We start from the raw sequence: 26098 nt of genomic DNA, 5'->3' as shown, positions 1-26098 counted from the left end.
CCCGGTCATGCGGGCACGTTCAGCTGCCACGACACGCCGTAGCGGTCGTTCAGCCACGCGAAGCGCGGGCTGAAGCCGTAGTCGTCCGGCGGCATGAGGATCTCGCCGCCGTCCGACAGGCCCGCGTACAGCGCGTCGAACTCGGCCGCGTCGGTGCAGTCCACGAACAGCGACGTGGACGGCGTGAACGTGAAGGCGTGCACCGGCGGGCTGTCCGACACGCGCACGCTCAGCACGGGTGTCAGGTGCAGCGTCGCGCCGCGCACGGTGCCGTCCCCGGCATGCTGAAGGCCCTCCACGCGGGCGTCCGGGAACACGCGGGTGTACAGGGCCAGGGCGTCCGAGCACGCGCCCTGGAACATCAGGGCGGGGGTGATGGCGTGGGGCATCAGCGAACCTCCGCGGGGACGTTCAGCAGCCAGTGCAGGCCGTACCGATCCGTGAACTCGCCGAACTGCCCGCCCCAGAACGACGGCCCGAGCGGCTGCGTGACCGTGCCGCCCTGCGAGAGCGCGTCGAAGACCGTGCGGGCCTGAGCGGCGTCGGCACACTGGAGGGCCAGCGAGACGCTGTGGGTGCGCGTGGTGTCCTCCCGCATGTCCGACGCGTTCAGGACGAGCGGCCCGCTGGTGAGCGTGCCGTGCAGCACGTGCTCCTGCGCGTCCGGGGGGAAGTGCGCAGCGACGGGGGAGTCGGCGACCGTCATGAGCTCCACAGTGCCGCCCAGGCACGACTGGTAGAAGTTCAGGGCCTCACGGGACTGCCCGCTGAATCCCAGGTACGGTTGCACGGTGAGCATGGGTGACCTCCCGGCGGGTACGCCCCGCGCGAATGTGGGATCGGGAACGATCCATCGGTTAGCTTAGAACAGAATTTATGGTGAAACAAGGGGTGTCGGCGGAATGCCGGAGGGCGCTCAGGGGCGGGCGCTGATCTGCTGCACCGCCCACCCGTTGCCGTCCGGGTCGCGCAGGAACAGGAACCCGACGTGGTTCAGGTCGTCGTCCGGCGTGGCGGGGCGCGGCGGGCCGCCGAGGATCTGGATCTCCGGGACGTCCACGCCGCGGGCCAGGAGTTCCTCGCGGGCGGCGCGCAGGTCGTTCACCACGAGCTGCACGCCCTGCAACGAGCCGGGCAGCATGTGCGCCGGCTGCGGCCCGAGCACGATGGAGCACCCGGAGCCGGGCGGCGTGAGCTGCACCAGCCGCCGCCCGCCCCCCGTGTGCAGGTCGTGATCCACGTGGAAGCCCAGGCCGTCCGCATAGAACGCCTTCGCCCGGTCGATGTCGGTCACGGGCACCACGACGACCTCCAGCGTCCAGTTCACGCGCCGCCGGACAGCGTCTCGATGGCCTTCGCCACGCGCCGCGCCCGCGTCTCGGGGTTCTTCGTCCCCTCGACCGACAGGGTGTGCTGGCGTCTGCCGCTGTACGACAGTTTCGCGAAGGCCGCCAGGGCCGCCGGGTTCGCGTCCAGCGCCTCCTGGAGGTCGTCCGGCACCACGAGTTCACGCGGGGCCGTGTCGGGTTCCAGCGTGACGGTCACGGTGTCGCCGGCACTCAGGCCCGCGTTGCCCCGGTGCTCGGCACTCACCGGGATCAGCGCGCGGCCCCCCATGATCCCCACCGTGCTGCGGTACGTGTACCCGTTCAGCGTGACGGTCACGGCGGGCTTCTTCCCGCCCCCGAGGGCCGCGATGATCTCCGGCGGCACCTCGATGCCAGTCGCGGTCTTGCCTTCCTGCTTCAGCGGTGCGGTGAATGTGGGCATGGGGCTCCTTGTGGGGATGTCTGAACGGCTGAACGTCTCGATGTCCAAATGGAAGGAAGTCCGAAGTCTTTGAGGTCAGGTCTGAGGCGGCACACTCCTGCGTTCAGACGTTCAGACCTTCCGACAGTTGGACACCTTCTCCGTACTCGTCGTGCCGCCTGATCTTCGTGAAGGTGCCGTCCTGCGGCCAGCCGGGCGGGGAGTCCTCCCAGGTCTCCTGGCGGCCGTACGGCGTGATGTCCAGGTGCCCGGCGATGCTGGACATCAGTTCCACGCCGCGCCCCTCGGTGCGGTACGTCAGGTGGGGCACGCCGCTGTGCAGCAGGTACACGCTGAAGCCGGAGACCTCGCCGCCGCCGGGCCGTGTCCAGCCCCAGTCGTCGCCGAAGGTGGTGCTCCCCGACGACACCCACGGCACCGTCCAGCCCATCCGTGCCGAGTAGGCCGTGAGCTTCTCCACGGGCGCGCGGGAGATCCGCACGAAGCTGATGTCGTACGGCGCGAAGTGCGCGAGGTGCGGCACGGCGTTGTCCGCGTCGTCCGAGCAGAACGCGCAGCCCTGCGCCCAGTGCGGCTCGAACATGAAGTGGTGCAGGATCAGCTGCGAGCGGCCCGCGAACAGCCCCGCCAGCGTGACGGGGCCGTCCCGGCCGGCGAACGTGTAGTTCTCGACGGGCGTCATGGGCAGGCGGCGGCGCTGCGCGGCGATCGCGTCGTGCAGGCGCGTCGCGGCCTTCTCCAGCGGCAGCAGCGTGGCGCGGGCGGCCGTCCACGCGGCCCGGTCGACGACGGGCGGATGGGCGAGGGTGGTGTCGATCACGGCGGAACCTCCGGGGTGGCGGGGAGGGGTGGGGGCGGTGCGCCGCGGGTCAGCCCGTGGCCGGTCTCGGCCGGTACGTCAGGATCGCCACGCCGCTGCGCGAGATGACCGAGTCCGTGAGGGTCAGGCGTTTCAGGGTGCCGCCCTGCGGGAACAGCCGGGTGCCGCGGGCGGCGACCACGTTGTGCACGAACAGCTGCAGCTCGTCCAGCAGGCCCTGTTCGAGCAGCCACGCCACCAGCGTCGGGCTGGCCTCCACGGAGATGTCCCGCCCCGGCTGCCGCCTGAGGGCCGCGAGGGCGTCGGCCAGATCACCGTCCAGCACGGCGATGTTGTCGTACGTGCCCCACTGCACGTCCTTCAGGGTCGTCGAGGCGACGTACTTGGGCGTGCCGTTGATGAAGCTGGCGTAGGGCTCGTGGGTGGCGGTGGGCCAGTACGGGGCCCAGTACTCGTAGGTGCCCCGGCCCATCACGACGGTGTCCGACCGGGCGAGGCGGGCGGCCAGGGCGGCGGCCATGTCCTCATCGAAGGTCTCCTGCCAGTCGCCGGGCTCCTCGGTGACGCCGTCGAGGGTGATGAACAGGGAGGCGATGATGGATCGCATGGGGGCTCCTTGGACTGCGGTCTGAGGGTCGAAGGGTTGGGGGGCTGGGGGTCAGTCGCCGGGCTGCGGGGCCGGGCCGGGCGCGTGGGGGTCGCCGTGGCCGTGCCCGGCCTGCCCGGTGCGTTTCAGGCCCAGCGCGAGCGGGACGGCGAGCACGGCGATCCACGCCGAGACGGTGAAGGCCAGCCCGATGCCGCCCTGCTGCGCGAGGGTGGGGGCGGCCCCCTGCGCGGCCTGGGCGGCGCTGCGGGCGGCGTACAGCGTGACGAGCAGGGCGGTGCCGGCGGCCCCCGCGACCTGTTGCAGGGTGCTGAGGATCGCGCTGCCGTGCGAGTACAGGCGGGGCGGCAGGGGCGAGAGGCTGCTCGTGAACACCGGCGTGAACAGCAGCGCCAGCCCGATGCTCAGGGTCACGTGCAGCGCCACGAGCGCCCACGCGGGGGTGGCGGCCGTCAGGCCCCCGAAACCGAACAGCGCGCCCGCCATGAGCACCGTGCCGGGCAGCGTCAGCGGGCGCGGCCCCACGCGGTCGTACCAGCGGCCGATGGTGGGCGCGAGCAGGCCCATGACCAGCCCGCCGGGCAGCAGCAGCAGGCCGGTCTGGAGGGTGCTCAGGCCGCGCACGCCCTGCACGTACAGCGGCAGCAGGATCGCCCCGCCGAACAGGGCCATCATGGCGATCACCATGACGCCCACGCCCAGCGTGAACTGCGGATAGGCGAAGGCGCGCAGGTCGAGCAGCGGCGCGTCCCGCCGGATCAGGGCGCGCTGCCGCGCGACGAAGACGACCAGGGCCACGAGGGCCACGCCGAGCGGCCACAGCACCGCCGGGCTGCCGAAGCCGCCGGGGCCGCTCGCCTGGTTGAGCGCGTACACGACGCCCCCGAAGCCCACGGCGGACAGCGGAATGGAGACCACATCGAGCGGCGCGGCCTTCCGCTCGCCCACGTTCCCCAGCATGCGCGCGCCGTACGCCAGCGCGGCCAGCGCGATGGGCAGCACGAACACGAACATGAAGCGCCACGAGAACGCCTGCAGGATCAGGCCCGAGATGGTCGGCCCGAGCGCCGGCGCGACCGAGATCACGATGCTGATGTTGCCCATCACGGCACCACGCCCGCGTTCCGGCACGACCGTCAGCACGGTCGTCATCAGAAGGGGCAGCATGATCGCTGTGCCGCTCGCCTGCACGATCCGCGCCAGCAGCAGCGGCACGAAGCCCGGCGCGAGGGCCGCCAGCAGCGTGCCCGCACTGAACAGCCCCATGGCGAGCAGGAACACGGTGCGTGTCGCGAGGCGCTGCAGCAGGAAACCCGTGATGGGAATCACGACGGCCATCGTCAGCATGAACGCCGTGGACAGCCACTGTGCGCGGCCCGCGTCCACGCGCAGGTCGGTCATCAGGACGGGCAGGGCGACGTTCATGATCGTCTCGTTCAGGATGACCACGAAGGTCGCGATCAGCAGGATCACGATCACCGCGCGGTCGCGGGGGGCCAGGGTCTCGGGTGGGGCACTCATGGGATGACCTCCGGGGTCGGTGGATGGGTCGGTGAGCCCGCGTCAGGCCGGCGGGTCGTCGTGCGGGCGCAGGCGGGTCATCTCGGTCGCGTAGCCCCCGCCGGGCCACTGCCAGCCGCCGGTCACGCGCGCGCCGTCGTCGCCGAAGGTGCCGCGGTAGAACGCGGGCGACCCGCGCCCGCCGCTCCAGATGGTCAGGGTGTCGCCGGCCAGCTCGTACACGTAGTCCAGGGTCATGCCGTCGGTGTCGCTGTAGACGCGGCTGTGCAGGTCGGCCGACGGCTCCCCGCCGTAGGGGTGCAGGTGTCCGATGAACTCGGTGCCGCGGATCGGTCGCCCGCCGTGCAGCAGGTCGAAGTGCTGGACGAGGAAGAACCCGCCGGGCATCCAGGCGTACACCACCCGTCCGGTGGCGTCGCCGGACACGGCCCAGGTGCCGACCAGCGGGTTCAGGCTCTGGAGATCCGCGTGGGGAACCGGCGTGGCCCCGGTCACGCGCGCTCCTCCGCTGGTGTTCGGACGCCGTAGCGCAGCATGACCACGCCCGCGCCAAAGGCCTTCGATTCGAGCAGCTCCAGCGTGCCCGCGTGCCCCGGCGCGAACAGGGGGGTGCCGCCACCCAGCGTGACGGGGTTCAGGTAGATCAGGTACTCGTCCACCAGCCCGAGTTCTGCCAGCACGTGTACCAGCCGGGGGCTGCCGAAGACCATCAGCGGCCCGCCCGGCTGCGCCTTGAGGGCCTGCACGCGGGCGGCCACGTCGTCCCGGATGAGGGTCGTGTGGTGCCACTCGGCGCGCTCCAGCGTGCGCGAGATCACGACCTTCGGAATGGCCTCCACCCACGCGGCGTGCGTGCGCTCGTGCTCGGTGCTGTCCGGATTGCCCGGCACGGTGGGCCAGTAGCCGGCCATCATGCCGTACACCTCGCGGCCGTACACGGCGGCCTCCACGGTCTTCAGGCGGGCATCCACGTCGGCCGCGATCTCCGGCTCGACGTTCGCCCAGTGCAGCTCGCCCTGCGGCCCGTTCACGAAGCCGTCGAGGGTCAGGTGCACGAAGGAGATCAGCGTGCGGGTCACAGCGCTCCCTCGTACGCGGCGCGCAGCCACGCCATGACCTCGGCGTCGATCTGGGCGGCGTCGGTGATGCGGACGCGGTGCGTGACCATGCTGTTCCACGTTCCCGCGGCCTCGAAGCGCGCCGTGGCCTCCACGCCCCGGCGCTTGAGGCCGAGGTCGAGGCGCGGCGCGGTGGGTTGCACGATGGCGAACTTCTTCCCGCCGCGCGTGAAGCTCACGTACGTGTCGGTGGGCGCGAGGCCCACGTCGTCGCCGTAGGCCTGGACGGCCGCCCACAGCGCGTCGTAGGCCGGCTTCCACGCGGTCTTCTTCCCGGCGAACACGGCGTCCGCGCGGTCGTCCTTCGGGGCGCTGAACTGCTCGGCCTTCAGCAGGGCGGCGGCAATGGCATTCGCGTGGCCGTGGCCCAGGCTGTAGTCACGCTTCAGCCACGCCACGATCTCGCCGTGCTTCGCCAGGCCCTGCGCCTCGCTCTCGGTGCGGAAGTCCGCCACGGTCTTGCCGGTCTTTTCCTTCACGGTGTCCAGATACGCCTGAAATGACATGGGTCTCCTTAGAGGGTAGGGGCCGGGGCGTACTGGAGGAGCATCACGCCGCCGCCCATCGGCCGGGACGCGGTGAGGGTCAGGGCCGAGGCGGGCCCGCTGCTCTGGGCAAACAGGCGCTTGCCCTCGCCGAGCACGACCGGGTACACGAGCAGGTTCAGCGCGTCCACCAGCCCGTGGGCGGACAGGAAGCGGAACAGCTCGCCGCTGCCGTACACCAACACGTCGCCGTCCGTGCGCTCTTTCAGCGCCTGCACCTCCTGTACGACGTGCTCGCGGATGATGGTCGAGTTGTTCCACGTCGCCTCGCGCAGCGTGGTGGACACGACGAACTTGGGAATCGAGTTCATGATCGCCGCGCCGGGATCGTCGTCGCCGCGCTCCGGCCATGCGGCGGCCATGCCGTCGTAGGTCACGCGGCCCTGGAGCAGCGCGCGGGCCGCGCCCATCTCCTCGCCCTTGAAGGCAGCGATGTCGTCGTTCCAGTAGGGGGCCGTCCACGCGGGCGTGTCGATCACGCCGTCCAGCGAGATGAATTCAGAAATCACGAGTCGTCCCATGTCAGTGCCCTCCGAGGCGGTAGGTGAGGTGCGTGGCGTGCGCGGACTGCACGGTGCGGACGTGCTCCAGACGGGCGGGCGGCGCGCTGCCGAACAGCCGCAGGCCGCCGCCGAGCAGGACGGGCGCAACGTGAAGCTGTAGCTCGTCGATGAGGCCCGCGTCCAGACACTGCCGCGCCACGTCCGCGCCGCCGGCCACGCACACGTCGCGCTCGCCGGCGGCGGCGCGGGCCCGCGCCAGGGCGGATTCCAGGCCCTCCGTGACGAAGTGGAAGCTCGCCCCGCCGCGCTGCACGCTGGGCCTCGGCGTGTGCGTCAGGATGAAGTGCGGCACGTGGTACTCGGTGTCGAAGCCGTCGGGGGCCGTGCCGAAGGCCGTGTGGCCCAGGACGATCGCCCCGATGCGCGACAGGAGCTCGGCCTTGATGTCCTCGGCGGCGTCCGGCGCGAAGTACCAGTCGTGCAGACCGCCGTCGCCGCCGTCGGGAGCGGCGATGAAGCCGTCGACGGACACGGCGAGGTCGAGGAACACGCGCGGCATCAGCGGAAGAACTCCGCGAGGACTGGGGCCAGCACCGGTGCGGCCACGTTGTGGTTCTGACTGCTCAGGGTGCGGCGCTGCCCCCGGGGGAGCAGGGCGGCGGCGGCGTCGGCGGAGGCGTGCATGAAGGCAGCGCTGTCCGCCCCGTCGATGACCAGCGTCGGAACCTGGGTGGCCCGCAGGCGTTCTTCCGGGAGCGAGTAATCGCCCAAGATGGTCACGTCGTATTCCAGCGTGTGGGCCAGGGCCTCCTGCGCAGCCCACCATGGCTGGGTGCGCGCGTGGGCCACGAATTCCGGGGGCAGGCCGACCACCCTCGCCATGAAGTACTCGGCCGCGTCGCCGCGCCGGTCTGCCGCCACGAGGTCGTGAACGGTCTGGGCGGCGTCGGCCGGGGGGCGGGCGGCCGGGTCGAGGATGAACGGCGGTTCCCACAGCGCCAGCCGGGTGATCCCCGGCAGTGTGGCGGCCATGAGGGCCAGCGCCGCGCCAGACGAGGAGCCGTACAGGAACGCCGAGCCGCCCGCCGCGTCCACGACAGCGGCGATGTCCTCGACCTCGCGCTGGGGAGCGTAGGGCTGGGTATCGCCGCTGGGGCCGCGACCGCGCCGGTCGTAGTTGTACACGGTGAACTGTGCGGCCAGCAGGTCGGCCAGCGGCGCGTTCGACGACCGGCTCACCGAACCGCCGCTGACCAGGATCACGGCCGGCCCGTCACCGCTCTGCTCAAAGGCAATGGCCGTACCATCCGCTGAGGCAATGGTCTTCACTGGGGGTCTCCTTGCGGCGAGGTGTCCACGGAGGGGGAACGGTGGGGTGAGAATCGTACTTCTTCTGGCTGATTTAGCCTAAAGCAGAATAGTACGGAATTGCAACCCCTCACTCCGTTTTCTGGAGTGCACTCGGTACACTGAGGCCATGTCCCCGCCGCGCGAGTCCACGCGCCGCTCCTACGACGACGGCTGCGCCGCCGCGCACGCCCTCGACCTCGTGGGCGAGCGCTGGGCGCTGCTGGTCGTGCGAGAGCTGCTGCTCGGGCCCCGGCGCTTCACCGACCTCAAGACCACCCTGCCGGGCATCAGCGCCACCGTGCTCACACAGCGCCTGAGCGACCTGGAGGGGAGCGGCGTGCTGCGGCGCGAACCGCTGCCCGCGCCGGCCACCGGCCACATGTACGCCCTGACGCCGTGGGGCCGCGAACTGGAGCCCATCCTGATGCAGCTCGGCCGCTGGGGGGCGCAGTCGCCGTTCAAAGGGCCCGCACCGATCAGCCTCGCCACGCTGGTCACCGCGCAGAAGACCATGTTCAGTGCGGCGGCGGCGGGTGACCTGAACGCCACCGTGCACCTGCACGTGGGCCGCGAGCGCTTCACGGCGCGCATCGGGGGCGGCACCCTCGACCTCCAGTCCGGTCTGCACGGCGCGCCCGACGCCACCGTGACCGGCGACGTGCCCACCCTGGGCGGTGTGATCTTCGGCGGCCTGCCCCTGGACGCGGCCGAGGCGGACGGATCGCTGGCGGTGACGGGCGACCACGACCTCGCCGCGCGCTATGTCACGCTGTTCCCGCTGCCACCGACCGTGTGTACGCCGTAGCGCAGGTGGCGGATGCACCTGCGCGGGCCGCCCGCGACACTGGACGCATGCCCGACCTGCCCCCGGTGCCGACCGATCCGCCCCTGACCGATGAGGAGATGCGCGCCGCCTTCGTGGTGCCCCCGCCGCGCCTGACCGGCCCCATCCTGGTCGTGCCGTCCGATCCGCAGTGGCCCGCGCTGTATGCCCGCGAGGCCGCGAGGCTGCGGCGCGTGCTGGGCGCGCGCGCCCTGGCCCTGGAGCACGTCGGCTCGACCAGCGTGCCGGGTCTGAGCGCCAAGCCGATCATCGATCTCGACCTGACTGTCGCGGACAGCGCCGACGAGGCCGCGTACGTCCCGGAACTGGAGGCTGCCGGGTACGTCCTGACCATCCGCGAGCCCGGGTGGCACGAGCACCGCATGTTCGGGGGCCCGGACACGGACATCAACCTGCACGTGTGGTCGCCCGGCAGTCCCGAGGCCATCCGGCACGTGGTCTTCCGCGACTGGCTGCGCGCCCATGACGACGACCGGCACGCGTACGACGCCCTGAAACGCGACCTCGCCACCCGCCCCTACACCTACATGCACGAGTACAACAACGACAAGGCGGCGCTGATCCGCGAGATCTACGCGCGGGCGGTGGCCAGTCAGGCGTGAGGCGCTTTCGGCTCAGCCTCCCGGCCTGGTTCCCGCTGCGGCCCGCTCCAGCGCAAGGAAGCGCTGCACCTCGCCCAGGCCGGTGGGGGCGGCCAGCACCTGACCGCTTGGGCGGTGGAGCAGCGCGGGGGTGGCCCGCAGGCCGTGCGCCCCGGCCAGCGTCTCGAAGGCCGTGGGGTGCTGCTGACGGTGGACGACCTCGATCTGCGCCGCGTACTGGCCGCGCAGAGGCCCGCCCAGCATCCGCTCCAGCCGGTCGCAGGCCGGGCAGTGCTCCTGGGTCAGCAGGGCAAACGGGCGCTCAGTCATGCGTCACCGCCCCCTGGGTCTGCGCCGGAAAGCCGCCCGCCCACAGCGCCTCAATATCGCGGTCGGTCAGCGGCTCCACGCCGATCCGGGCGTAGCTGTTGCCCTTGGCGCTGAAGAAGTCGTGCGTGGTGCCCCCGGTGCGGATGCCGTTGTGGACGACCGGATGGATCTCCTCGTCGGGGAAGGTGCGCTCCAGGCCCAGGTTGTCGGCCAGGACGTTGAAGTTGTAGCGCAGGAAGCGCCGCACCTCGCCCGTGAGGTTCAGGCGGGCGTACAGCACATCGGTGTAGGCCAGCTCGTTGCGGTACAGCGTGTCCAGCGTCTGCGCGTACCACTCGGTGGCGGCGGTCTGCCCGGCGGCGTCCAGGGCGGCGAACTGCTCCTGGGCCAGCAGGGCCACGTACACGCCGTGCAGCGCCTCGTCCAGGATGATCAGGTTGAAGATCTCGCCCGCCGCGACCATGCGGCCCTGCCCGGCCAGATACAGCGGATAGAAGAACCCGCTGTAGAACAGCGCCGTTTCGAGCATGCACGACACGACCAGCTTCTTCCACAGCCCCAGGCGTGACGTGTCGGGGTCGGCGAACACATCCTGGATGAAGTGGATCTTGAACTGGAGCTGCGGCTGGGTTCGCACCCACCCGAAGACCTCGCGCTCCTGGCTGGTGGTCAGGAAGGTCTTGTTCATCAGGCTGTAGCTGCGGGCGTGGATGTCCTCCATCATGCCCTGGAACTGCAGCGTGGCCTTGCGGATGTGGCCGTCCACCAGCCCGCGCAGCGTGGGCATCCCGACCTCGCCCTGCAGGGTGTCCAGCGCGTTCAGGCCCGCCGAGGCGTGGATGTACACCCAGCGTTCGTTGTCTTCCAGGGCCTGCCACACCAGGGCGTCGCTGGTCAGCGGGATCTCGTCCGGGAACCACAGCTGGGACGTGTATTTCTCGTAGAAGGTGGCCGAGAAGTGATCCTCGGGGTCAGACCAGTTGGTCGCAGAGAACGGGGTGTGGGTCATGGGATTCCTTGTGGGGTTGGAGGAGACCGTTGGAGGGGTGGGGGATTGGGTGATGCTGCGGGTAAACCCCTCAGTCACCTTCGATGCCAGCTCCCCTGGGGGGGAGCCAATGATGTGCTCCTTGCCTCCCCTTGAGGGGAGGTGCCCCGGAGGGGCGGAGGGGTTCGCCCACAGCTCATACGCCCAGAGCAGCACCTCCCCCCCCCTCACTGAGCCGGAGTTCAGACCACGCAGCTCAGGCAGTCCTGCACGCTGGTCTTGCGCAGGCGGGTGTAGTACAGGGTCTTGATGCCCAGGCGGTAGGCATACAGGTAGTAGCCCTGGAGGGTGCGCGTGGTCACGGTCGCGGGCACGAACAGCGTGCAGCTGATGCCCTGATCGACGTGCCGCTGGGCCGCCGCCACGGTGTCCAGCACGCGGCGCTGATCCATGTCGTAGGCCTCCTCGTAGTACCACTCGGTGGTCTCGTCGAGGTGCGGCATGGGGTAGATGGTGCGGGCCTTGTTGCTGGTGCGCGTCTCGACCTTCTCGGTGATCGGCATGATGCTGGCGCTGGCGTGCGACACGTAGCTGATGCTGCCGGTGGGGGCCACCGCCATGACGAAGGAGTGCGCCAGACCGTGTGTCCGGATGTCCTGCACCAGCTGTGCCCAGTCCTCGCGGGTGGGCAGGGTGTGGCCCGTGAACAGCGCGGCGACCTCCGGGGTGTGGGGCACGTGGTCGCGTTCCAGATACGGCGCGAAGTGCTCGCCGCTGTGGTAGCGGCTGCCCTGGAAGCCCTCGAAGACGAAGCCGGTGTCCCGCGCGATCTCCATGCTGGTTCTGCGGGCGTGGTAATGCACGGCTGCGAAGTACACGTCCACGAATTCCAGCGCCTCGGGGCTGCCGTAGGTCAGGCCGCTGGCGGCCAGGAACGAGTGCAGGCCCATGGCCCCCAGGCCGACCGAACGCATCTGGTCGTTGGCCTTCTTCACCGCCGGCACCTCGTGAATGCTGGTCGAGCGAGCGACGTTGTCGAGCAGTTTCACGGCCGCCCGCACCGCCCGCCCCAGGTCGCCGCCGCGTATGGTCTGCTCGATCACCAGCGACGCCAGGTTGCACGACACGTCCAGCCCGATCTGGTCGCGGTGTTCCTGCCCGTAGGCGTGGAAGGTGCTGGGGCGCGTGGGTTGCAGGATCTCGCTGCACAGGTTGCTCATGGTGATCCGCCCGACCTCGGGCAGGGGGTTGGCCCGGTTGGCGTTGCCCTCGAACAGCAGGTAGGGGTAGCCGCTCTCGCCCTGCGTGATGGCGATGTCCTCCAGCACCCGCCGCGCCGACACGCGCTTCTTGCGGATACGCGGGTTGTCGGCCAGGGTCTGGTACTCCCGCGTCCAGTCGATGTTCGTGAAATCGCGCCCGGTCTCCTGCCACAGCGAGTGCGGGTAGAACTGGTAGATGTCCTCGCCGGCGCGCACCTTCTCCAGGAAGATGTCGGGTACGGTCGCGCCCATGCTCAGGGTCTTGAGGCGGGCATCCTCGTCGGTGGCGATCTTCTTGGCGTTCAGGGTGTCCTGGAAATCCGCGTGCATGACACTCAGGTAGATGGCCCCGGCTCCCGGCCGCTGCCCCGCCTGATCGGCGTACCGGAGCATGTTGTCCAGCATCTTCGCCACGCCCATCACGCCCTTGGTGACGTTCTGGATACCGCGCAGGCTCTCGCCGCGTGCCCGCAGGTTGCTCACATCGACCCCGATACCGCCGCCGCCCTTGCTCAGTTCGGCCACGAACGACAGCGTCTTGGTGATCGAGTCGAGGTTGTCGGTGCAGTCCTGGAGCAGAAAGCAGCTCACCAGCCGGCCGGTGTTCGCCTTGCCGCTGTTCATCAGCGTGGGCGTGGCCGGTGTGAAGGTCTGCGTGACCAGATGGTGCACGAGTTCCAGCGCGTCGTCGGCGGTGTCGGCCCGCGCCAGCGCGGTGACGGCCATGCGATCCTCGTAGCGCTCCAGCCAGCGCGTTCTGTCCGGCGTCATGGTGGCGTACTCGCTGTAGAACTTGTAGGCCCCCATGAACGACCGGAAGCGGAAGCGGTAGCTGTACGCCTTCTCGAAGACAGCCTTGACCTCCTGCGGCGTATACCGCCCGAAGACCGCCGCGTCCCACACGCCGTGCTCGGTCAGATACCGGATCTTTTCGGTCAGGTCGTGGAAGAACACGGTGTTCGGGTTGACCTTCTGCTGGAAGTACACCTGTAGGGCGTCCACGTCGTGCCGGGTGTTCACCTGCGTGCCCGACAGCACCTTGTTGTTCAGTTCGATCCAGGGTTCCATGGAGCCTCCGCGTAGAAATGGGTGTGATACGGAATTGCGATGATGCGCGAGCATCATCCGAGCGGACTGGTAGAGCTGCGAAGCAGAGCGAGAAGCAACGAGTACGGGGTTGCGGCGATGGACGAGCATCCGGTGTTTTCCCGGATGTTCGGGAATCAAAGCAATTCCGTACGATGGGCCTGTACCCAGCCAGTGATCTGCGCCACGTCGGCGTCGGTGCCGCCCTTGTTGACCTTTGCCACCACGGGCACGTCGTAGCGGACGGCGATCATGTCGGCGGCGCGGGCGAAGTGCGTGCCCCAGTGGTACGACCCGCTGGCGACCACCCCCCGCAGCCGGTGCCCGTGCCGGGCCAGAAAGGCCAGCGTCGTGTCGGGCACCTCGCCCCGGTGGAAGGTGTAGGTCAGCAGCAGGAAGTCCCCGTCGGGCTCGGCGTGGCGCACGTCCAGCGCGGGCGGGGCGTCCAGGCGCTGGGTCACGCGGCCCGCCAGCCGGCGCACGTTGCCGGTCAGGGAATCGAAGATCAGCTGCATGGGCGTCTCCCTTGGTGTGGTGGCAGGTTCGGCACACGTCCAGGGCCGCACGGGCGCAGGGGCCAGTGCCAGAGAAGGGAATAAAAAGACGTGCCCGGATCAGGACACGTTCACCACAGGGTTAGGTTCGCAGCACGGTTCCACCTGCCGCCCCTGACGCGGGGGCACGCGAGAAAGTGGTGATCCGCAGGGCGAGCATTCGGACTGAAACCGTAGCGCGACTGTGCCGGACTGAACCCCCCGTGGGGGCGTGACCGGACTTCCCTCTGTCCTGCGGAGCTTTCAGGGTGAAAGCACCCGCGCATACTAGATGTGGTACGCCGCCGGGTCAAGCGAACCAGAGATTGACCGTGGTCAGGTCAGGGCCAGTCGGGCGACCGCCTCCGTGACGAACGCCGCGTGCCGTTCCCGCATCGTCCGCTCCTGCGCGGGCTCCAGGCCCCAGGTGTGCAGCTTCCCGCAGGGGCGCAGCGCGGCCCGCAGATCCCAGGCAGGGAGGTCGGTCAGGTCAAGACCGGTGCGGGTCGCGTATCCGGCAGTAAAGGTCTGCATGGCCGCCTCACCCTGAAAGAACAGCAGTTCCAGCCGCGTGTTGCCCACATCGGCCAGGGGGTCGCCCAGCGCGGCATCCTCCCAGTCGAGCACGGCGCTCAGCGTCCCGGAGTGCCACAGGGTGTTGCCGGGCCACAGATCCGCGTGCAGTACAGCCGTCCGGCCGGGTAGTGGCGGGTGTGACGCCAGCGCGGCCCGGATCCGCGACTCCGAGAGAGAGTCGTCCGGAGGGCCGGTCTGTGGGGAAACGTCCGGCAGGATCGGCAGCGCGAGGGTGCCCGGAACCAGCCCGTGCAGCCGGGCCAGAAACCGGGCGAGCTGCTCGGGATCGACCTCGACCTCGGCCCCGCTGCGCCCGTCCAGAAAGGTCTGGATCAGCATGCCGGGCGTGTGGGCCAGCGGCTGCGGCACCGGCAGGCCTTGGCCGTGCAGGAACGTCAGCAGCGCGAATTCCTGTGCGGCCACATCCGGCGTCGCGGCGAGGTCGCGTGGCCCGTATTCGCGCACGACCACCCGCCAATCGGTGCCGTCCACCCGGCGCAGCGTGACGGCCGTGACCCGCGCCGACACGCCGCCGGTCAGAGCCTGTGTGGCCACGACGACCTCGTCCGGCCAGTGCTGCCGAACGAGGTCGCGGGCGCGGGTCACGCGGTCAGTCCAGAATGCCGCGGGCCACGAAGGCCTGTTTCACGGTCGCCGCTGCGCCTGCGCCGTACATGCTCTGCGCGGTGTCCACCGTGTGCTGCGCGGCGGCGGCGAAGCTGGTGTCGGGCGCGAACCGGAACTGGGCATTGATGATGATCCGGTCGGCCGTCCGGGCCCCCAGAGCGTTCCAGATGTCCCACAGGGCACGCGACCAGATCATGCCGTCGGCGTGTACCTGTCCCACGGCGTCCTGCGGGTACATCTTCTGGCTGTCGATGCGGCGCAGGCAGTGCGGCGTGGTGGCCGTGTAGCTGGTGGCGTCCCAGTCCATGATGCACGCCAGCGGAGCGCGGCTGGTCACCCCGTGCGCCGTGGCGACCGCGTGCCCGACCGTCATCGCCAGGTAATCCCCGAAGGCTTCCCCGATCGCGCCGGCCTCCACGCTGGCCCCGAAACCCGGCACCTGCGCGGCGTGTACCGCGTGGCCGTACTCGTGCACGATGACCTCGCCGTCCTCGGCGTCGTCCACCCCGCCCTTGCCCAGGCGGATGTAATCGGGTTTGTCGCGCTGGTACGAGTTGTCCAGGCCGTACTGGCTGACCTTGAGCTGCTGCTGACGCTTATTGACGGCTGGCAGCTCGGAGCCGAACCCCAGCGACTGGAGGTACTTCTGCGCCTCCGTGACCCAGTAGTAGGCCATGACCTGCTCGAACTGATCCTGATCGCGGGTGAAGTCGAAGGGGCCGGTGCCATAGACCGGCGTGCCCGTCTCGCTGACGACTTTCGCGTAGTCGCCGCTGAGGTACCCGCTGCCGTCCAGATGCGTCAGGGTGACGCGGTGGTACGCGCTGACCGGCACCGCCGCCGCACTGTCCTTCTGGTCGCTCAGTGACTGGTTGCCGGTCGTCTGGAGGGGGTTGGGCAGGAAGACCCGTGCGGCGGCGGTGGCCTGCCCGGTGGCCGGCTTGCCGCTGCCGCCCTGCGCGGTCAGGGGGCCAGACGTGGCCGGCTGCTGCCCGCACGCGGCGAACAGGGACACGCTGAGGACGGCGGCCAGGGCGATCCGGGAGCTGGGTTTCATGGTGAGGGCATGATACCGGACCCGCGCCGTGCCCGGGCATGCCGCTCTGTCTCCCGCAGGCCTGTCCACCGCTCCAGCCCGGCATGCTCTCGTGTTCGCTGAGCTCGGGTGCGCCTGCGGCTCACTCCGGATCCGTGTGATACGGCGCGGTATCACGCGATGGGCCGGATGGGTCGCCCAGGAAGGCCCCCCAGTGCCACGTCGCGTTCTGGCCTTCCCTGTGGCGCGCGTTCGCTCGGATGGGCACGATCGGCCGGGCTGGTCACCGAGGGGTGTATGGGGCCACGCCGGGCCCAGCCGCGGCCGCTGGGCACGCTACGGCCCGGAAAGCAGAGGCGGCGTCCAGTTCGCACCGGACGCCGCCCCTGGCCTGCGTGTGTTCAGTCCCAGTCGGGCGCGACACTCGCCGGGTTGGCGATGCGCTCCGCGCCGCCCCTGTCCAGCGTGGCGATCTGCGCCATGTCGTCGTCGGACAGGATGAGGTCGAGGGCCTTCAGGTTGCTCTCCAGATTCTCCCGTTTGGTGCTCGACGGAATCACCGAGTAGCCCTGCTGCAGCGCCCACGCGAGCGCCACCTGTGCGGGCGTGGCCCCGTGGGCCTGCGCGATGGCCTGCATCACCCGATCGTCCAGCACCTTGCCCACCGCCAGCGTCATGTACGAGGTCAGGTGCAGGCCCTCGGCGCGCGCATAGTCGGCCAGTGTGCGGTTTTGCAGGTACGGGTGGATCTCGACCTGATTGGTGGCGATGGGCGTGTCGCCCAGGATCTTCTTCGCGTTCTGGAGCAGCGCCACCGTGAAGTTCGACACGCCGATCTCGCGGGTCAGGCCCTGCTGCTGGGCGTCGGCCAGGGCGGTCAGGTATTCCTCGGCGGGCACCGGGCCGTTCGGTGCAGGCCAGTGGATCAGCGTCAAGTCGACCTGATCCACGCCCAGCTTCTCCACGCTCTCGCGCAGGCTGGCGACCAGCTTGTCCCTGCTGTAGTTGTCGGGCTTGATCTTGGTGGTGATGTACAGGTCGCTGCGCGGCACGCCGCTCTGCGCGATCACCTCGCCGATCTCACCCTCGTTGCCGTACCCCTGCGCGGTGTCGATGGCGCGGTAGCCCAGCTCCAGGGCGTTGCGTACCGAGTCCTTCACTACATCGTCTTTCAGGCGGAACGTGCCCAGACCAAAATTAGGAACTGCCATGTCGTACCTCCGTTCGGGGCAGCATGGCGCGGCCTGGGTGCGCGAGGCAAGAGCAGGTTCTTAATACCTCTGGTCTCAGTACATGCCGGTATATCGACCTGGCTTGCGACCAGGGAACTGTACGGCCAGCACCTCGGGCGAGACCATGCTGTAGATCAGTTGGATGTTGTTGGCTCTTGCGGCCTCGTCTACGATCTCCTTGAAGAGCCTCGTCGGGTTCACGCAGAGGCTGCGGTCTGGGGAGACGATACAGATGCCGCCCTCCTCGCCGTCAAAGTGCAGGCGTATCCAGGCCCAGTCGTAGGTTCGGCAGAGCTGCTCGCCCCACAGGTAGCCGAGCTCAAGGATGAAATCGGCGTAGGCATCCTCATCCCGTTCAGCAAGCGTGGCAGCGTCGTGGCGGTGCTCATCCAGATACTCCCGAAGTGCTCTGACCAGTGCTGCGGGTTCTGCGTCCTCTGGCTGGCCGAGGCGAGCTGCTCCCAGTGTCTTGAAGTCGGCAGCACTCCCCATTTCCTCGTCATCCAGCGGAATTTCGGTGACGTTCATACCTTATGAAATCACGTGCTCAGCCCTGTCGAACAGCAGAAGATGATCCGCACGGTGACCGGTCGAAGCAGGTTCTCCGCTGCCTTCCCGTAAGCATCTATCAGGATAGACTTCCCCCATGATTGGAAAAACGTACACGACGATGCTCGGGGACAAGGAACTGAGCATCGAGACCGGCAAGCTGGCCAAGCTGGTCGCCGGCAGCGTGACCGTGCGCTACGGCGACACCATGCTGCTGGTCACCGCCCAGGCCCGCGAGGAGCGCTCCACGCTGGACTTCCTGCCGCTGACCGTGGAATTCGAGGAACGCCACTACGCCGTGGGCAAGATCCCCGGCAGCTTCCACCGCCGCGAGGGCCGCCCCGGCGAGAAGGCCATCCTGGGCGCGCGCATCACGGACCGGCAGATCCGGCCGCTGTTCCCGAAGGGCTACCGCCAGGAGACGCAGGTCATCATCACGGTCATCAGCGCCGACCAGCAGAACCTGCCGGACGTGCTGGGGCCGATCGGGGCGTCGGCGGCGCTGTCGATCAGTGACATTCCGTGGAACGGCCCGACCGCGTGCGTGCGCGTGGCGCAGATCGGCGGCGAGTACGTGATCAACCCGACCGTCGAGCAGCTCTCGCGCAGCACCATGGATCTGGTCGTGGCCGGCACGAAGGACGCCGTGATGATGGTCGAGGCTGGCGCGCACAGCGTCCCGGAGGAGGATCTGGTCGGGGCGATCGAGTTCGCGCACGCGGGCATGCAGGGCGTGATCTCGCTGATCGAGACCATGAAGGCCGAACTGGGGCAGGAGAAGTTCAACTTCCTGGCCCTGGAGGGCAGCGACCTGAGCACGGACCTCGTGCCCGAACTGGCCGAGAAGGCGCACGCGGGCGGCCTGAAGGACGCGCTGCTGACGGCCGGCAAGAAAGACCGTTCGGCCCGCACCAAGGCCCTGCGCGACGGGATCATCGCCGGATACGAGCCGGATCCCGACGCCGAGGGGGCCAAGGAGCGCATCACGGCGCTGAAGAATGCGTTCTACAAGGTCGAGAAGCAGGAACTGCGCCGCCTGATCCTGGAAGACGACCTGCGGGCCGACGGCCGCAACTCGCGCACGGTGCGGCCCATCTGGATCGAGGCGCGGCCCCTGCCGCGTGCCCACGGCAGCGCCATCTTCACGCGCGGCGAGACGCAGGTGCTGGGGGTGGCGACCCTGGGCACCGAACGCGACGAGCTGCTGGTGGACGACCTGACCACCGAGGACAACGACCGCTTCCTGCTGCACTACAACTTCCCGCCGTACTCCACGGGCGAGGTCAAGCGCATGGGCGGGCAGTCCCGCCGCGAGATCGGGCACGGGAACCTCGCCAAGCGGGCCATCCGCGCCGTGCTGCCGCCCTTCGAGGAGTTCCCGTATGTGATCCGCCTCGTGGGCGAGGTGCTGGAATCGAACGGCAGCAGCTCCATGGCGACCGTGTGTGCCGGCACCCTGGCCCTGATGGACGCCGGCGTGCCGATCACGGCCCCGGTGGCCGGCGTGGCGATGGGTCTGGTCATGGAGGGCGAGAAGTACCGCGTGCTGACCGACATCCTGGGTTCCGAGGACGCGCTGGGCGACATGGACTTCAAGGTGTGCGGCACCGCCCAGGGCGTCACGGCGCTCCAGATGGACATCAAGGTCGGCGGCATCACCCCGCAGATCATGCGCGAGGCGCTGGCGCAGGCCCGCGATGGCCGTCTGCACATCCTGGGCAAGATGGCCGAGGTGCTCGCCGCGCCGCGCCCGGAGCTGTCGCCCACCGCGCCGCGCATCGTGAGTATCAGGATCAACCCCGAGCTGATCGGCAAGGTCATCGGGCCGGGCGGCAAGCAGATCCGCGAGCTGGAGGCCATGGGGGCGCAGGTCACGGTCGAGGAGGACGGCACCGTGCGGATCTTCAGCGCCAGCGGCGAGGCCGCGAACGCGGTGCGGGCGAAGATCGAGAGCATCACCCGCGAGGCGAAGGCCGGCGAGGAATTCGACGGCACGGTCGTGAAGACCACGCCGTTCGGGGCCTTCATCAACCTGTACCCCGGCCAGGACGGCATGCTGCACATCTCGCAGATGTCCGAGCAGCGCGTGAACGCGGTCGAGGACGTCCTGAACGTGGGCGACAAGCTGCGCGTCAAGATCGCCGGGATCGACGACCGGGGCAAGATCGACCTGATCCGCCCCGAGCTGGAGGGCAAGATCGCCCCGCGTGAGCCGCGTGCCCCGCGTCCCGGTGGCGACCGGGGTGGACGTCCGCCCCGCCGCGACTGAAGAGCTGAAGGGACGAACGCGGGCCGCTCCATCTGGGGCGGCCCGCGTCGTTGGTCGTGATCTATGGAAAAGGGAGGGGGGACTACCGGATGGTCGCCTGGAAACACGCGGTCACGGTCTCACCGGCGGCCAGGATGCCCAGGTTCACGTCCAGGGTGGTCGCGCTCAGGGTGGCGGTGTCGCTCTTGAGGTAGGTGGCGGGGGCCGTGCCGCGCGTGATCCTGACGCCATAGCCGGTGTCCACGCTGGGTTCGTCGGCGTCGTATGCGGTGAGCAGGGCATCGACGTTCGTGGGCAGGGTGTCCCGCACCCGGTAGCCGTTGGCGACCGTGCCCAGATCCGCGCCGCCCAGGTTCCGGGCTTCCAGGCAGTATTCGAGCACCTGTCCGGGTTTCCCGCCGCCGCTCGTGCCGAAGACCGAGCTGGGCTCACTGGTGTTGCGGACCAGTTTGGTCAGCTGCGTGAGGATCATGCGGGTCGTCACGGCGGCCGAGGTGTTGTTCGCAGGGTTGGGGTCGCCCGTCAGCGTGGCGGTGGCGGTGTTCTGGACGGTGGTGGTTCCGCTGCGCACCTGCGGGTCGGTGGGCGCCGTCACGTCCAGCGTCAGGAGCTGCTGGGCGCTGCCCGCCAGCGAGATCAGGGGCCACGTCACGGTGCGTGTGCCGCCGTCGTAGGTGCCGCCGTTGCTGGCCGACACGAAGGCCAGGCCGGTGGCCAGGGTATCGGTCACGGTGTATGCGGCGGCGGCGGCGGCGGTCGTATTCGTCACCGTGATGGTGTACGTGATGGCGTCTCCCGGTCTGGCGAACGCCGGGCCGGCCTTGCCGATCGACAGGTCGGCGGCGGCGGGCACGCTCACGGTGATGGTGGCCGCGGTGCTGGTCAGGCCCGCCAGATCCTTCACGGTGTAGGAGATGGTGCTGCTGCCCAGGACGAAGCCGGGGGCGGGAGTAAAGGTCACGTTGCCGCTGGCATCGACGGTGTAGCTGCCCTTGCCGGGATCCGTGAAGGTGGTCTGCTGGCCGGCCGTGGCCGGGTCGAGGTCGACGGTGGCCGGATCGGCCGGGCCGGTGTCGTTCCCGGTGACGTTGAAGGTCACGGGCGTGAGCGGGTTGGTGCCTGTCGTGTCGGGGTTGGCGGTGGGGGTTTCACGCGCGTCGGTGTCGGTCGCCGTGTTGTTGCCGGTGCCCGGATCGGTGGTGCCGCCCGGCGCGGTCACGGTCGCGGTGTTGACCACGGTGGTTCCCGTGTACGTCATGGGCACCACGACCGTGACCGTGTACGTGACCGTACCGCCCACCGGAACCGCCACGGTGTCGCTCAGGGCGCCGGTCTGCGTGCCGCTCACCAAGGTGGTCGCGCCGCCGCTGACCGCAGCAGAGTAGGTCATGCTGCCGGCGGGAATCCCGCTGGGCAGGGGATCGCTGACCGTGACCGCGCTGGCGTTGGAGGGGCCAGCGTTGCTGACGACGACCGTGTAGGTCAGGGTGACGCCGGCCCGGAAGGTCGTGACACCGTCGGTCTTGGTGATGGACAGGTCCGTGGTTCGGGTCAGGGTGGTGGTCACGGTGCTGCTGGTGTTGTTGGCGGTGTTCGAGTCCACCACACCGGCCGGGACGGTCGCCGTGGCGGTGTTCGACAGGCTGGCTGTGGCCCCGGCCGGGATACTCGCCGTGATCACGATCTGTACACTGCCGCCGCTGGGGAAGGTCGTGACCGAACCGCTCAGGTCGCCCGAACCGTTGATGCTGGCCGTGCAGCCGCTCACGCCGCCCGTGGCGTTCTGACAGGTGGCCGTGGCGCCCGTCAGGACGTTCGGGAGGTCATCGGCGAAGGTCACGCCGTCGGCGGGGTTCGGGCCGGCGTTGTTCAGGGTCAGGGTGTAGGTGACGGTGGTGCCGGCAACCGCGCTGGCGGGGCCAGCCTTGGCGATGCTCACGTCCACGGTCCGGCCGTTGGTGAAGGTGCAGCTCAGGTTGTCGCCGGGGGCCGGCGTCAGCGTGAAGCTCGTGCCGGTGCCGCTGGGAGTCTGGCCGCCGGCCAGGGTGTTCGTGCAGGCGTAGGTGGTGGTGTAGTTCCCCAGCACCGTCGTGCCGGCGGCCGTCTCGGAGATGGTGTAGGTCGTGCCGGCGACCGCCGGATTCAGGGTCGCGGCCGCGCTGGTCACGCTGGTGCCGGTGCCGGTGGTCGTGACGTTCACCGCGCCGATGTTCAGCGTGAACTGATCGGTGCTGGACAGCCGCGCCACGCTCAGGGCCTTCTGCAGCGTGATGACCGGCGACCGGTGGTTGGTGAAGGTGCAGGTGATGTTCGAGCTGGCCGCCGTGGCCGCCGCGTCCAGGGTCAGGGTATTTCCGCTCAGGGTCGCGGTGCCGCCGCTGCCCAGGCCGGTACAGGTGGCCGATGCGAGCACGAAGCCTGCTGCCGGGGTCTCGGTGATGGTCGTGACGGTCGAGGTGGCCGTGAGCAGCCGGGTCACTCCGGTCACGCCGGTGCCGGCCGTGGTGGTGGTCAGGGTCTGGCTGACCACGCCGTTCGTGCCCGAGAAGCTGAACGCGCCCACGCCGCCCTGCGAGACCTTCGTGATCGTCAGGCGCGGCAGGGTGCTGGAGAAGCCGAAGTCCGGGCCGGTGTTCGTGCCGCTGGTGTAGTTCGGGGTTCCGGGAATCGCGGCGTTGTTCGGTGTGGCCAGGGTATAGCCGGCCGGCACGGTGCTCGGCTCACCGGCCAGCGAGCCGTCCTCGACATGGACGTAGTACGTGAAGCCCGTCGGGGGCGGCGGCACGTTTGTGAACACGTACTTGCCGGTGTCGGCCCCCACGCCCGTGGTGGTCTTGGCGACCGTGACTGGATTGCCGTTGGCGTCGGTGTAGCGCAGGTCGACCACCACGCCGGCCGGCAGCTGCGGCTCGGCAGGGTTCTGGAAGGTGCTGCTGGTGTTCAGATCGGCGTACAGGTAGCCGCTCAGGGTGTTCGTCCAGTTGCCCTGGCAGTGGTTCAGGTTCAGCTGGTCGAAGGCGAAGTCATTGCCGTTCCCGGACGGCACGTTGTTCACCAGCTTGAAGGTCAGAGAGGTCGAGGTGCCCGAGTTGAAGACGAAGCCCGAGGTGCGCCATTTCGCGGCCATGTCCTGGGGAATGTTGCCCGTCTTGAAGAAGGTGTTGCCGTTGATATAGAGCGTCACATCCGGAAGGATGTGTCCGGTGGTCCCGTTGTCGATGACGTTGGCAAACAGTCCGGTCAGCTGGTAGTTGGTGTTGGGACTCAACCCGCCGATGGTCGTCTCCAGCACCGAGAGACCTGGATTCGCGCCGTTGACCAGCAGGAACCGTCCGGTGGCCGAGTCGTCCGAGGCCACGCCGCTGCTACTCACGGTGATGGGCGTCAGGGTCGAGGTCCAGACGTTGAAGATTCTGGGGCTGCCCATCCGGTTGACCAGGGACACGAAGCCGTCATTCGGGCTGGTCGAGCTGGCCTGGATGTAGGTGTAGTTGGGCAGGTTGGCCGCCGTGTACGGCCATGCCGCAGGCGATTTCGTGCCGGTGGAGGCCACCGTGGGATCACTGGTACTGACACCGAATGTTCCATTGTTGAAATCCGTGACCAGGTTGCTGCCCAGTCCGGTGTTGCCGCTCAGGGTAGAACAGACGTTTGGCGTGGTGGTCACGAAGGGCGGAGTCACATTGGTGGTCTGCGAGCCGGCGTTGTTCGTCGTATAGGTGTCGGTCGTGCCGGCAGGTGCCGCGATATTCGCCGTGTTCGTGAAGCTGCCGGTGCTCGACGACTGGCCGGTCACTGTGATCGTCAGGTAATCCCCAGTCGTGGGTGCGGCGTTGGTCGCGCCGGCCGCGCCGGTGCTGGTGTTCACCGGCAGGGCACCGCTGGCGAAACTGATGGCATTGCCGCTGCCGCTGGCCGTTCCACACGCAGCCGTGCCGCTGGCCGTGCAACTCCAGGTGACGTTCGACAGGTTGCTGGGCACTGTGTCCGTGATCGTCGCTCCGGTCGCGGCACTCGGCCCCTGGTTCCAGACCTTCAGCGTGTAGGTGGCCGTATCGCCCTCCACGACGGTACTGGTACCGGTCTTGGAGATCGCCAGGTCGGCGACCGGCGTGACCGTGTCGGTGTCGGTGGCGGTGTTGTTGCCGGAGGTGAGGTCCGTGGTGCCGCTGGGGGTGGCGATGGTGGCGGTGTTGGCGACACTGCCGCTGGTGGCGGTGACGGTGCCCGTGACGGTCAATTCGTAGAACTGACCGCTGGTCAGGGTGGGCAGGGGGTAGCCGGCCTGGAGCTGGGCGACGGTGGGGGTGGTGCCGGCGGTGCACTGGCCGGGCGTGGCCGAGCACGCGACGGTGGTGACGTTCAGGCCCGTGACGGCCGCGTCAGTGAGGGTGGCGCCGGTCACGCTGCCGGGGCCGTTGTTCGTGACACGGATGGTGTACGTGGTGGTGCCACCGGCATTCACGCTGGTCACGCCGTCTGTTTTCGTGATCGCCAGATCGGCGACGGGCGTGATGGTGGCCGTCGTGGGATCCAGAGTCGCGGTCTGCGTCTGGGTCACGCTGCCCGCCGGCACGGCCGTCCACCCGGTCGCAGCGGTCGTGGTGGGCGGGAAGGCGGTCGTGGTATCGACGTTGTCGCTGTTGGTGCTGCTGATACCGGTGCCGGTCGCGGTGGCCTGATTACTCAGGGTGGTCGGGAGCAGGATTACGCCGACCGTCACGGGAATGTCCACGCTGATGGTGCCGCCGACGGCGAGGGTCTGTGCCGCTGCCAGCAGGGTATTCGCGGCCGCAAGACCGGTGTAGGTCGCGTTTCTGGCCCCCGCCGTGACGGTGCCGTTGACCTTCACGGTCTGCGCGCCCACGCCGGTGATCGTCACGTTGGTGGGCAGCGTGTCGGTCAGCTGGACGTTCGTGACGGCCGCGTTGCCGGTGTTCACGGCGGTCAGCGTGTACGTCAGCGTGTCGTTCGGGGTGATGCTGCCCGAGCCGTCGGCGTCCGTGGTGAGCTTCACGGACTTGTACACGTCGACGACGGGGGTGGTGTACGTCGACTCTGCCATCTGGAAGCTGTAGGCCCCGAGGCGGTTGCAGGCATTGGATCCACTTGGCGGCGACACTACTGTTGTGTCACAGGCGTTGGCGTCTGAACCCTGAATGGCGCCCGCCAGGAAGTCGATTTGCCCGGGATTGTCGTAGCGGGCGCTGGCCCGGTACGCGGGATCGACGGTGATGCCGTTGACGGAGTAGATATTGGGTGTGGCTGCTGCGGGTTTGACCGTGTACTGGGTTCCTGCTCCCGTCACGGTCGTCAGGAGGTTGGTGGTGCCGGGCAGGCCCGTGCCGCTGAAGCCCCGGTATTCGATGTACTCCCGCAGGCCGTTGACCACGCCGTTGGTGTCCGTGTCGGAACTGGTCATGAAGACCGTGCCGGGCAGGGGATTCAGGGTGGTCGTGCCCACGGTGTAGAACCTGATGGTGAACAGCACGCCCGACGTGACGCCGGCGGTGTCCGGTGCCACCACGATGGGCGCGAACACTTCCGGGTGGGCTCCGGCAATGGCAGTGCCAGTTGCCGTTGAGTAGGCCACCGTGTCGTTGTCGAAGGGAGTGGCCAGGGAGGCGGCGCCGACGAAACTGGTTACCGTGATGACCGCGTCCCGCTGAAGCGCGGCGGGCGGGTTGCCCTGCACCACGTTGCTGTACCGGCACTGGCTGCCGACGATCAGGCCGCACGCGCCGCCGCCGCCGGACAGACCGGCGGTTCCGCCGCTGAATGTCAGGTTCAGCGTGCCGGCCTGGGCGGCGCCGCTCATGCCGAGCAGCAGGATCAGCAGTCCCTGCCAGAAGCGGCGCAGCAGCGGCGTGAGCAGAGTGACGGGGAGTGAAGGTGAAGGTGCAGTTCGGGCTGATCCGGATGCCGGGGAGTGGGTGTTCACGGGCGACGTC

At 69.1% G+C, this 26098-nt stretch carries 25 protein-coding genes; 3 read left to right on the top strand and 22 right to left on the bottom strand.

Annotation, left to right across the window (positions count from 1 at the left end):
• Positions 1 to 5: 5 nt before the first annotated feature.
• The 13 genes from U2P90_RS00935 to U2P90_RS00875 all read right to left on the bottom strand — a co-directional run bounded on the left by U2P90_RS00935 (position 6) and on the right by U2P90_RS00875 (position 8213).
• Complete coding sequence (locus tag U2P90_RS00935) at positions 6 to 389, bottom strand: VOC family protein (protein ID WP_322473391.1); 384 nt, start codon at positions 387 to 389, stop codon at positions 6 to 8.
• Positions 389 to 799 carry a VOC family protein gene (locus U2P90_RS00930; protein WP_322473390.1) on the bottom strand — a complete coding sequence of 137 codons (411 nt, stop codon included), beginning with the start codon at positions 797 to 799 and terminating at the stop codon, positions 389 to 391. The genes U2P90_RS00935 and U2P90_RS00930 overlap by 1 nt, the downstream gene beginning before the upstream one ends.
• 117 nt (positions 800 to 916) lie before the next feature.
• A complete protein-coding gene (locus tag U2P90_RS00925) occupies positions 917 to 1327 on the bottom strand; it encodes a VOC family protein (RefSeq protein WP_322473389.1) in 411 nt (136 codons plus the stop codon).
• Positions 1324 to 1770 (bottom strand): YdeI/OmpD-associated family protein, encoded by a 447-nt coding sequence (locus U2P90_RS00920; RefSeq protein ID WP_322473388.1) that lies wholly within the window; start codon positions 1768 to 1770, stop codon positions 1324 to 1326. Before U2P90_RS00920 ends, U2P90_RS00925 begins: the two co-directional genes overlap by 4 nt.
• A gap of 103 nt (positions 1771 to 1873) precedes the next feature.
• Complete coding sequence (locus U2P90_RS00915; protein ID WP_295816874.1) at positions 1874 to 2590, bottom strand: DUF899 family protein; 717 nt, start codon at positions 2588 to 2590, stop codon at positions 1874 to 1876.
• A gap of 49 nt (positions 2591 to 2639) precedes the next feature.
• Positions 2640 to 3197: a dihydrofolate reductase family protein gene (locus U2P90_RS00910; protein WP_295816876.1), complete on the bottom strand. Its 558-nt coding sequence runs from the start codon at positions 3195 to 3197 to the stop codon at positions 2640 to 2642.
• Between the two features lie 51 nt (positions 3198 to 3248).
• A complete protein-coding gene (locus tag U2P90_RS00905) occupies positions 3249 to 4718 on the bottom strand; it encodes a DHA2 family efflux MFS transporter permease subunit (RefSeq protein WP_322473387.1) in 1470 nt (489 codons plus the stop codon).
• 42 nt (positions 4719 to 4760) lie between these two features.
• Positions 4761 to 5213 (bottom strand): hypothetical protein, encoded by a 453-nt coding sequence (locus tag U2P90_RS00900; protein WP_322473386.1) that lies wholly within the window; start codon positions 5211 to 5213, stop codon positions 4761 to 4763.
• Positions 5210 to 5797: a dihydrofolate reductase family protein gene (locus U2P90_RS00895; RefSeq protein ID WP_322473385.1), complete on the bottom strand. Its 588-nt coding sequence runs from the start codon at positions 5795 to 5797 to the stop codon at positions 5210 to 5212. Before U2P90_RS00895 ends, U2P90_RS00900 begins: the two co-directional genes overlap by 4 nt.
• Positions 5794 to 6342: a DUF4287 domain-containing protein gene (locus U2P90_RS00890; RefSeq protein ID WP_322473384.1), complete on the bottom strand. Its 549-nt coding sequence runs from the start codon at positions 6340 to 6342 to the stop codon at positions 5794 to 5796. The genes U2P90_RS00895 and U2P90_RS00890 overlap by 4 nt, the downstream gene beginning before the upstream one ends.
• 8 nt (positions 6343 to 6350) lie before the next feature.
• Positions 6351 to 6902, bottom strand: a complete 552-nt coding sequence (locus U2P90_RS00885) for a dihydrofolate reductase family protein (protein WP_322473383.1) — start codon at positions 6900 to 6902, stop codon at positions 6351 to 6353.
• 1 nt (position 6903) lies between these two features.
• Positions 6904 to 7443 (bottom strand): dihydrofolate reductase family protein, encoded by a 540-nt coding sequence (locus U2P90_RS00880; protein ID WP_322473382.1) that lies wholly within the window; start codon positions 7441 to 7443, stop codon positions 6904 to 6906.
• Positions 7443 to 8213, bottom strand: coding sequence for an alpha/beta fold hydrolase (locus tag U2P90_RS00875; protein ID WP_322473381.1), 771 nt, complete (start codon positions 8211 to 8213; stop codon positions 7443 to 7445). Before U2P90_RS00875 ends, U2P90_RS00880 begins: the two co-directional genes overlap by 1 nt.
• A 148-nt stretch (positions 8214 to 8361) precedes the next feature.
• Here U2P90_RS00875 and U2P90_RS00870 point away from each other — a divergent pair, with 148 nt between their 5' ends.
• Both U2P90_RS00870 and U2P90_RS00865 read left to right on the top strand, forming a co-directional pair.
• On the top strand, positions 8362 to 9039 hold the full coding sequence (locus U2P90_RS00870) for a winged helix-turn-helix transcriptional regulator (RefSeq protein ID WP_322473380.1): 678 nt from the start codon (positions 8362 to 8364) through the stop codon (positions 9037 to 9039).
• Between the two features lie 47 nt (positions 9040 to 9086).
• Complete coding sequence (locus tag U2P90_RS00865; protein WP_322473379.1) at positions 9087 to 9680, top strand: GrpB family protein; 594 nt, start codon at positions 9087 to 9089, stop codon at positions 9678 to 9680.
• A gap of 12 nt (positions 9681 to 9692) precedes the next feature.
• On the opposite strand, the gene U2P90_RS00860 is transcribed toward U2P90_RS00865, so the two are convergent.
• From U2P90_RS00860 to U2P90_RS00825, 8 genes are all read right to left on the bottom strand, one after another.
• Positions 9693 to 9989: a thioredoxin gene (locus U2P90_RS00860; protein ID WP_322473378.1), complete on the bottom strand. Its 297-nt coding sequence runs from the start codon at positions 9987 to 9989 to the stop codon at positions 9693 to 9695.
• Positions 9982 to 10998, bottom strand: coding sequence for a ribonucleotide-diphosphate reductase subunit beta (locus U2P90_RS00855; protein WP_322473377.1), 1017 nt, complete (start codon positions 10996 to 10998; stop codon positions 9982 to 9984). The genes U2P90_RS00860 and U2P90_RS00855 overlap by 8 nt, the downstream gene beginning before the upstream one ends.
• A gap of 221 nt (positions 10999 to 11219) precedes the next feature.
• Entirely contained in the window at positions 11220 to 13307 is a 2088-nt protein-coding gene (gene nrdE / locus U2P90_RS00850) for a class 1b ribonucleoside-diphosphate reductase subunit alpha (RefSeq protein ID WP_322473376.1), read from the bottom strand.
• A 155-nt stretch (positions 13308 to 13462) separates the two neighbouring features.
• The gene (locus U2P90_RS00845; RefSeq protein WP_322473375.1) at positions 13463 to 13840 is read right to left on the bottom strand and encodes a ribonucleotide reductase stimulatory protein; all 378 of its coding nucleotides are present in this window, start codon (positions 13838 to 13840) and stop codon (positions 13463 to 13465) included.
• Positions 13841 to 14194: 354 nt separating this feature from the next.
• Positions 14195 to 15040, bottom strand: coding sequence for a phosphotransferase family protein (locus U2P90_RS00840; RefSeq protein WP_322473374.1), 846 nt, complete (start codon positions 15038 to 15040; stop codon positions 14195 to 14197).
• Positions 15041 to 15044: 4 nt separating this feature from the next.
• Positions 15045 to 16118, bottom strand: coding sequence for a M4 family metallopeptidase (locus U2P90_RS00835; protein WP_322473373.1), 1074 nt, complete (start codon positions 16116 to 16118; stop codon positions 15045 to 15047).
• A gap of 380 nt (positions 16119 to 16498) precedes the next feature.
• Positions 16499 to 17308, bottom strand: coding sequence for a 2,5-didehydrogluconate reductase DkgB (gene dkgB / locus U2P90_RS00830; RefSeq protein WP_322473372.1), 810 nt, complete (start codon positions 17306 to 17308; stop codon positions 16499 to 16501).
• 75 nt (positions 17309 to 17383) lie between these two features.
• Positions 17384 to 17857, bottom strand: a complete 474-nt coding sequence (locus tag U2P90_RS00825) for a hypothetical protein (RefSeq protein WP_322473371.1) — start codon at positions 17855 to 17857, stop codon at positions 17384 to 17386.
• 118 nt (positions 17858 to 17975) lie between these two features.
• Here U2P90_RS00825 and pnp point away from each other — a divergent pair, with 118 nt between their 5' ends.
• Positions 17976 to 20147, top strand: a complete 2172-nt coding sequence (gene pnp, locus U2P90_RS00820) for a polyribonucleotide nucleotidyltransferase (protein ID WP_322473370.1) — start codon at positions 17976 to 17978, stop codon at positions 20145 to 20147.
• 82 nt (positions 20148 to 20229) lie between these two features.
• Here pnp and U2P90_RS00815 read toward each other — a convergent pair whose 3' ends face one another.
• Positions 20230 to 26088: a beta strand repeat-containing protein gene (locus U2P90_RS00815; RefSeq protein ID WP_322473369.1), complete on the bottom strand. Its 5859-nt coding sequence runs from the start codon at positions 26086 to 26088 to the stop codon at positions 20230 to 20232.
• Between the last annotated feature and the right edge of the window lie 10 nt (positions 26089 to 26098).

It is taken from the genome of Deinococcus sp. AB2017081 (genome assembly GCF_034440735.1).
In the GTDB taxonomy this organism is placed as follows: domain Bacteria; phylum Deinococcota; class Deinococci; order Deinococcales; family Deinococcaceae; genus Deinococcus; species Deinococcus rufus.
The sequence above is the reverse complement of the archived record's forward strand: the minus strand, read 5'-3'. Positions and strand labels throughout refer to the sequence as shown.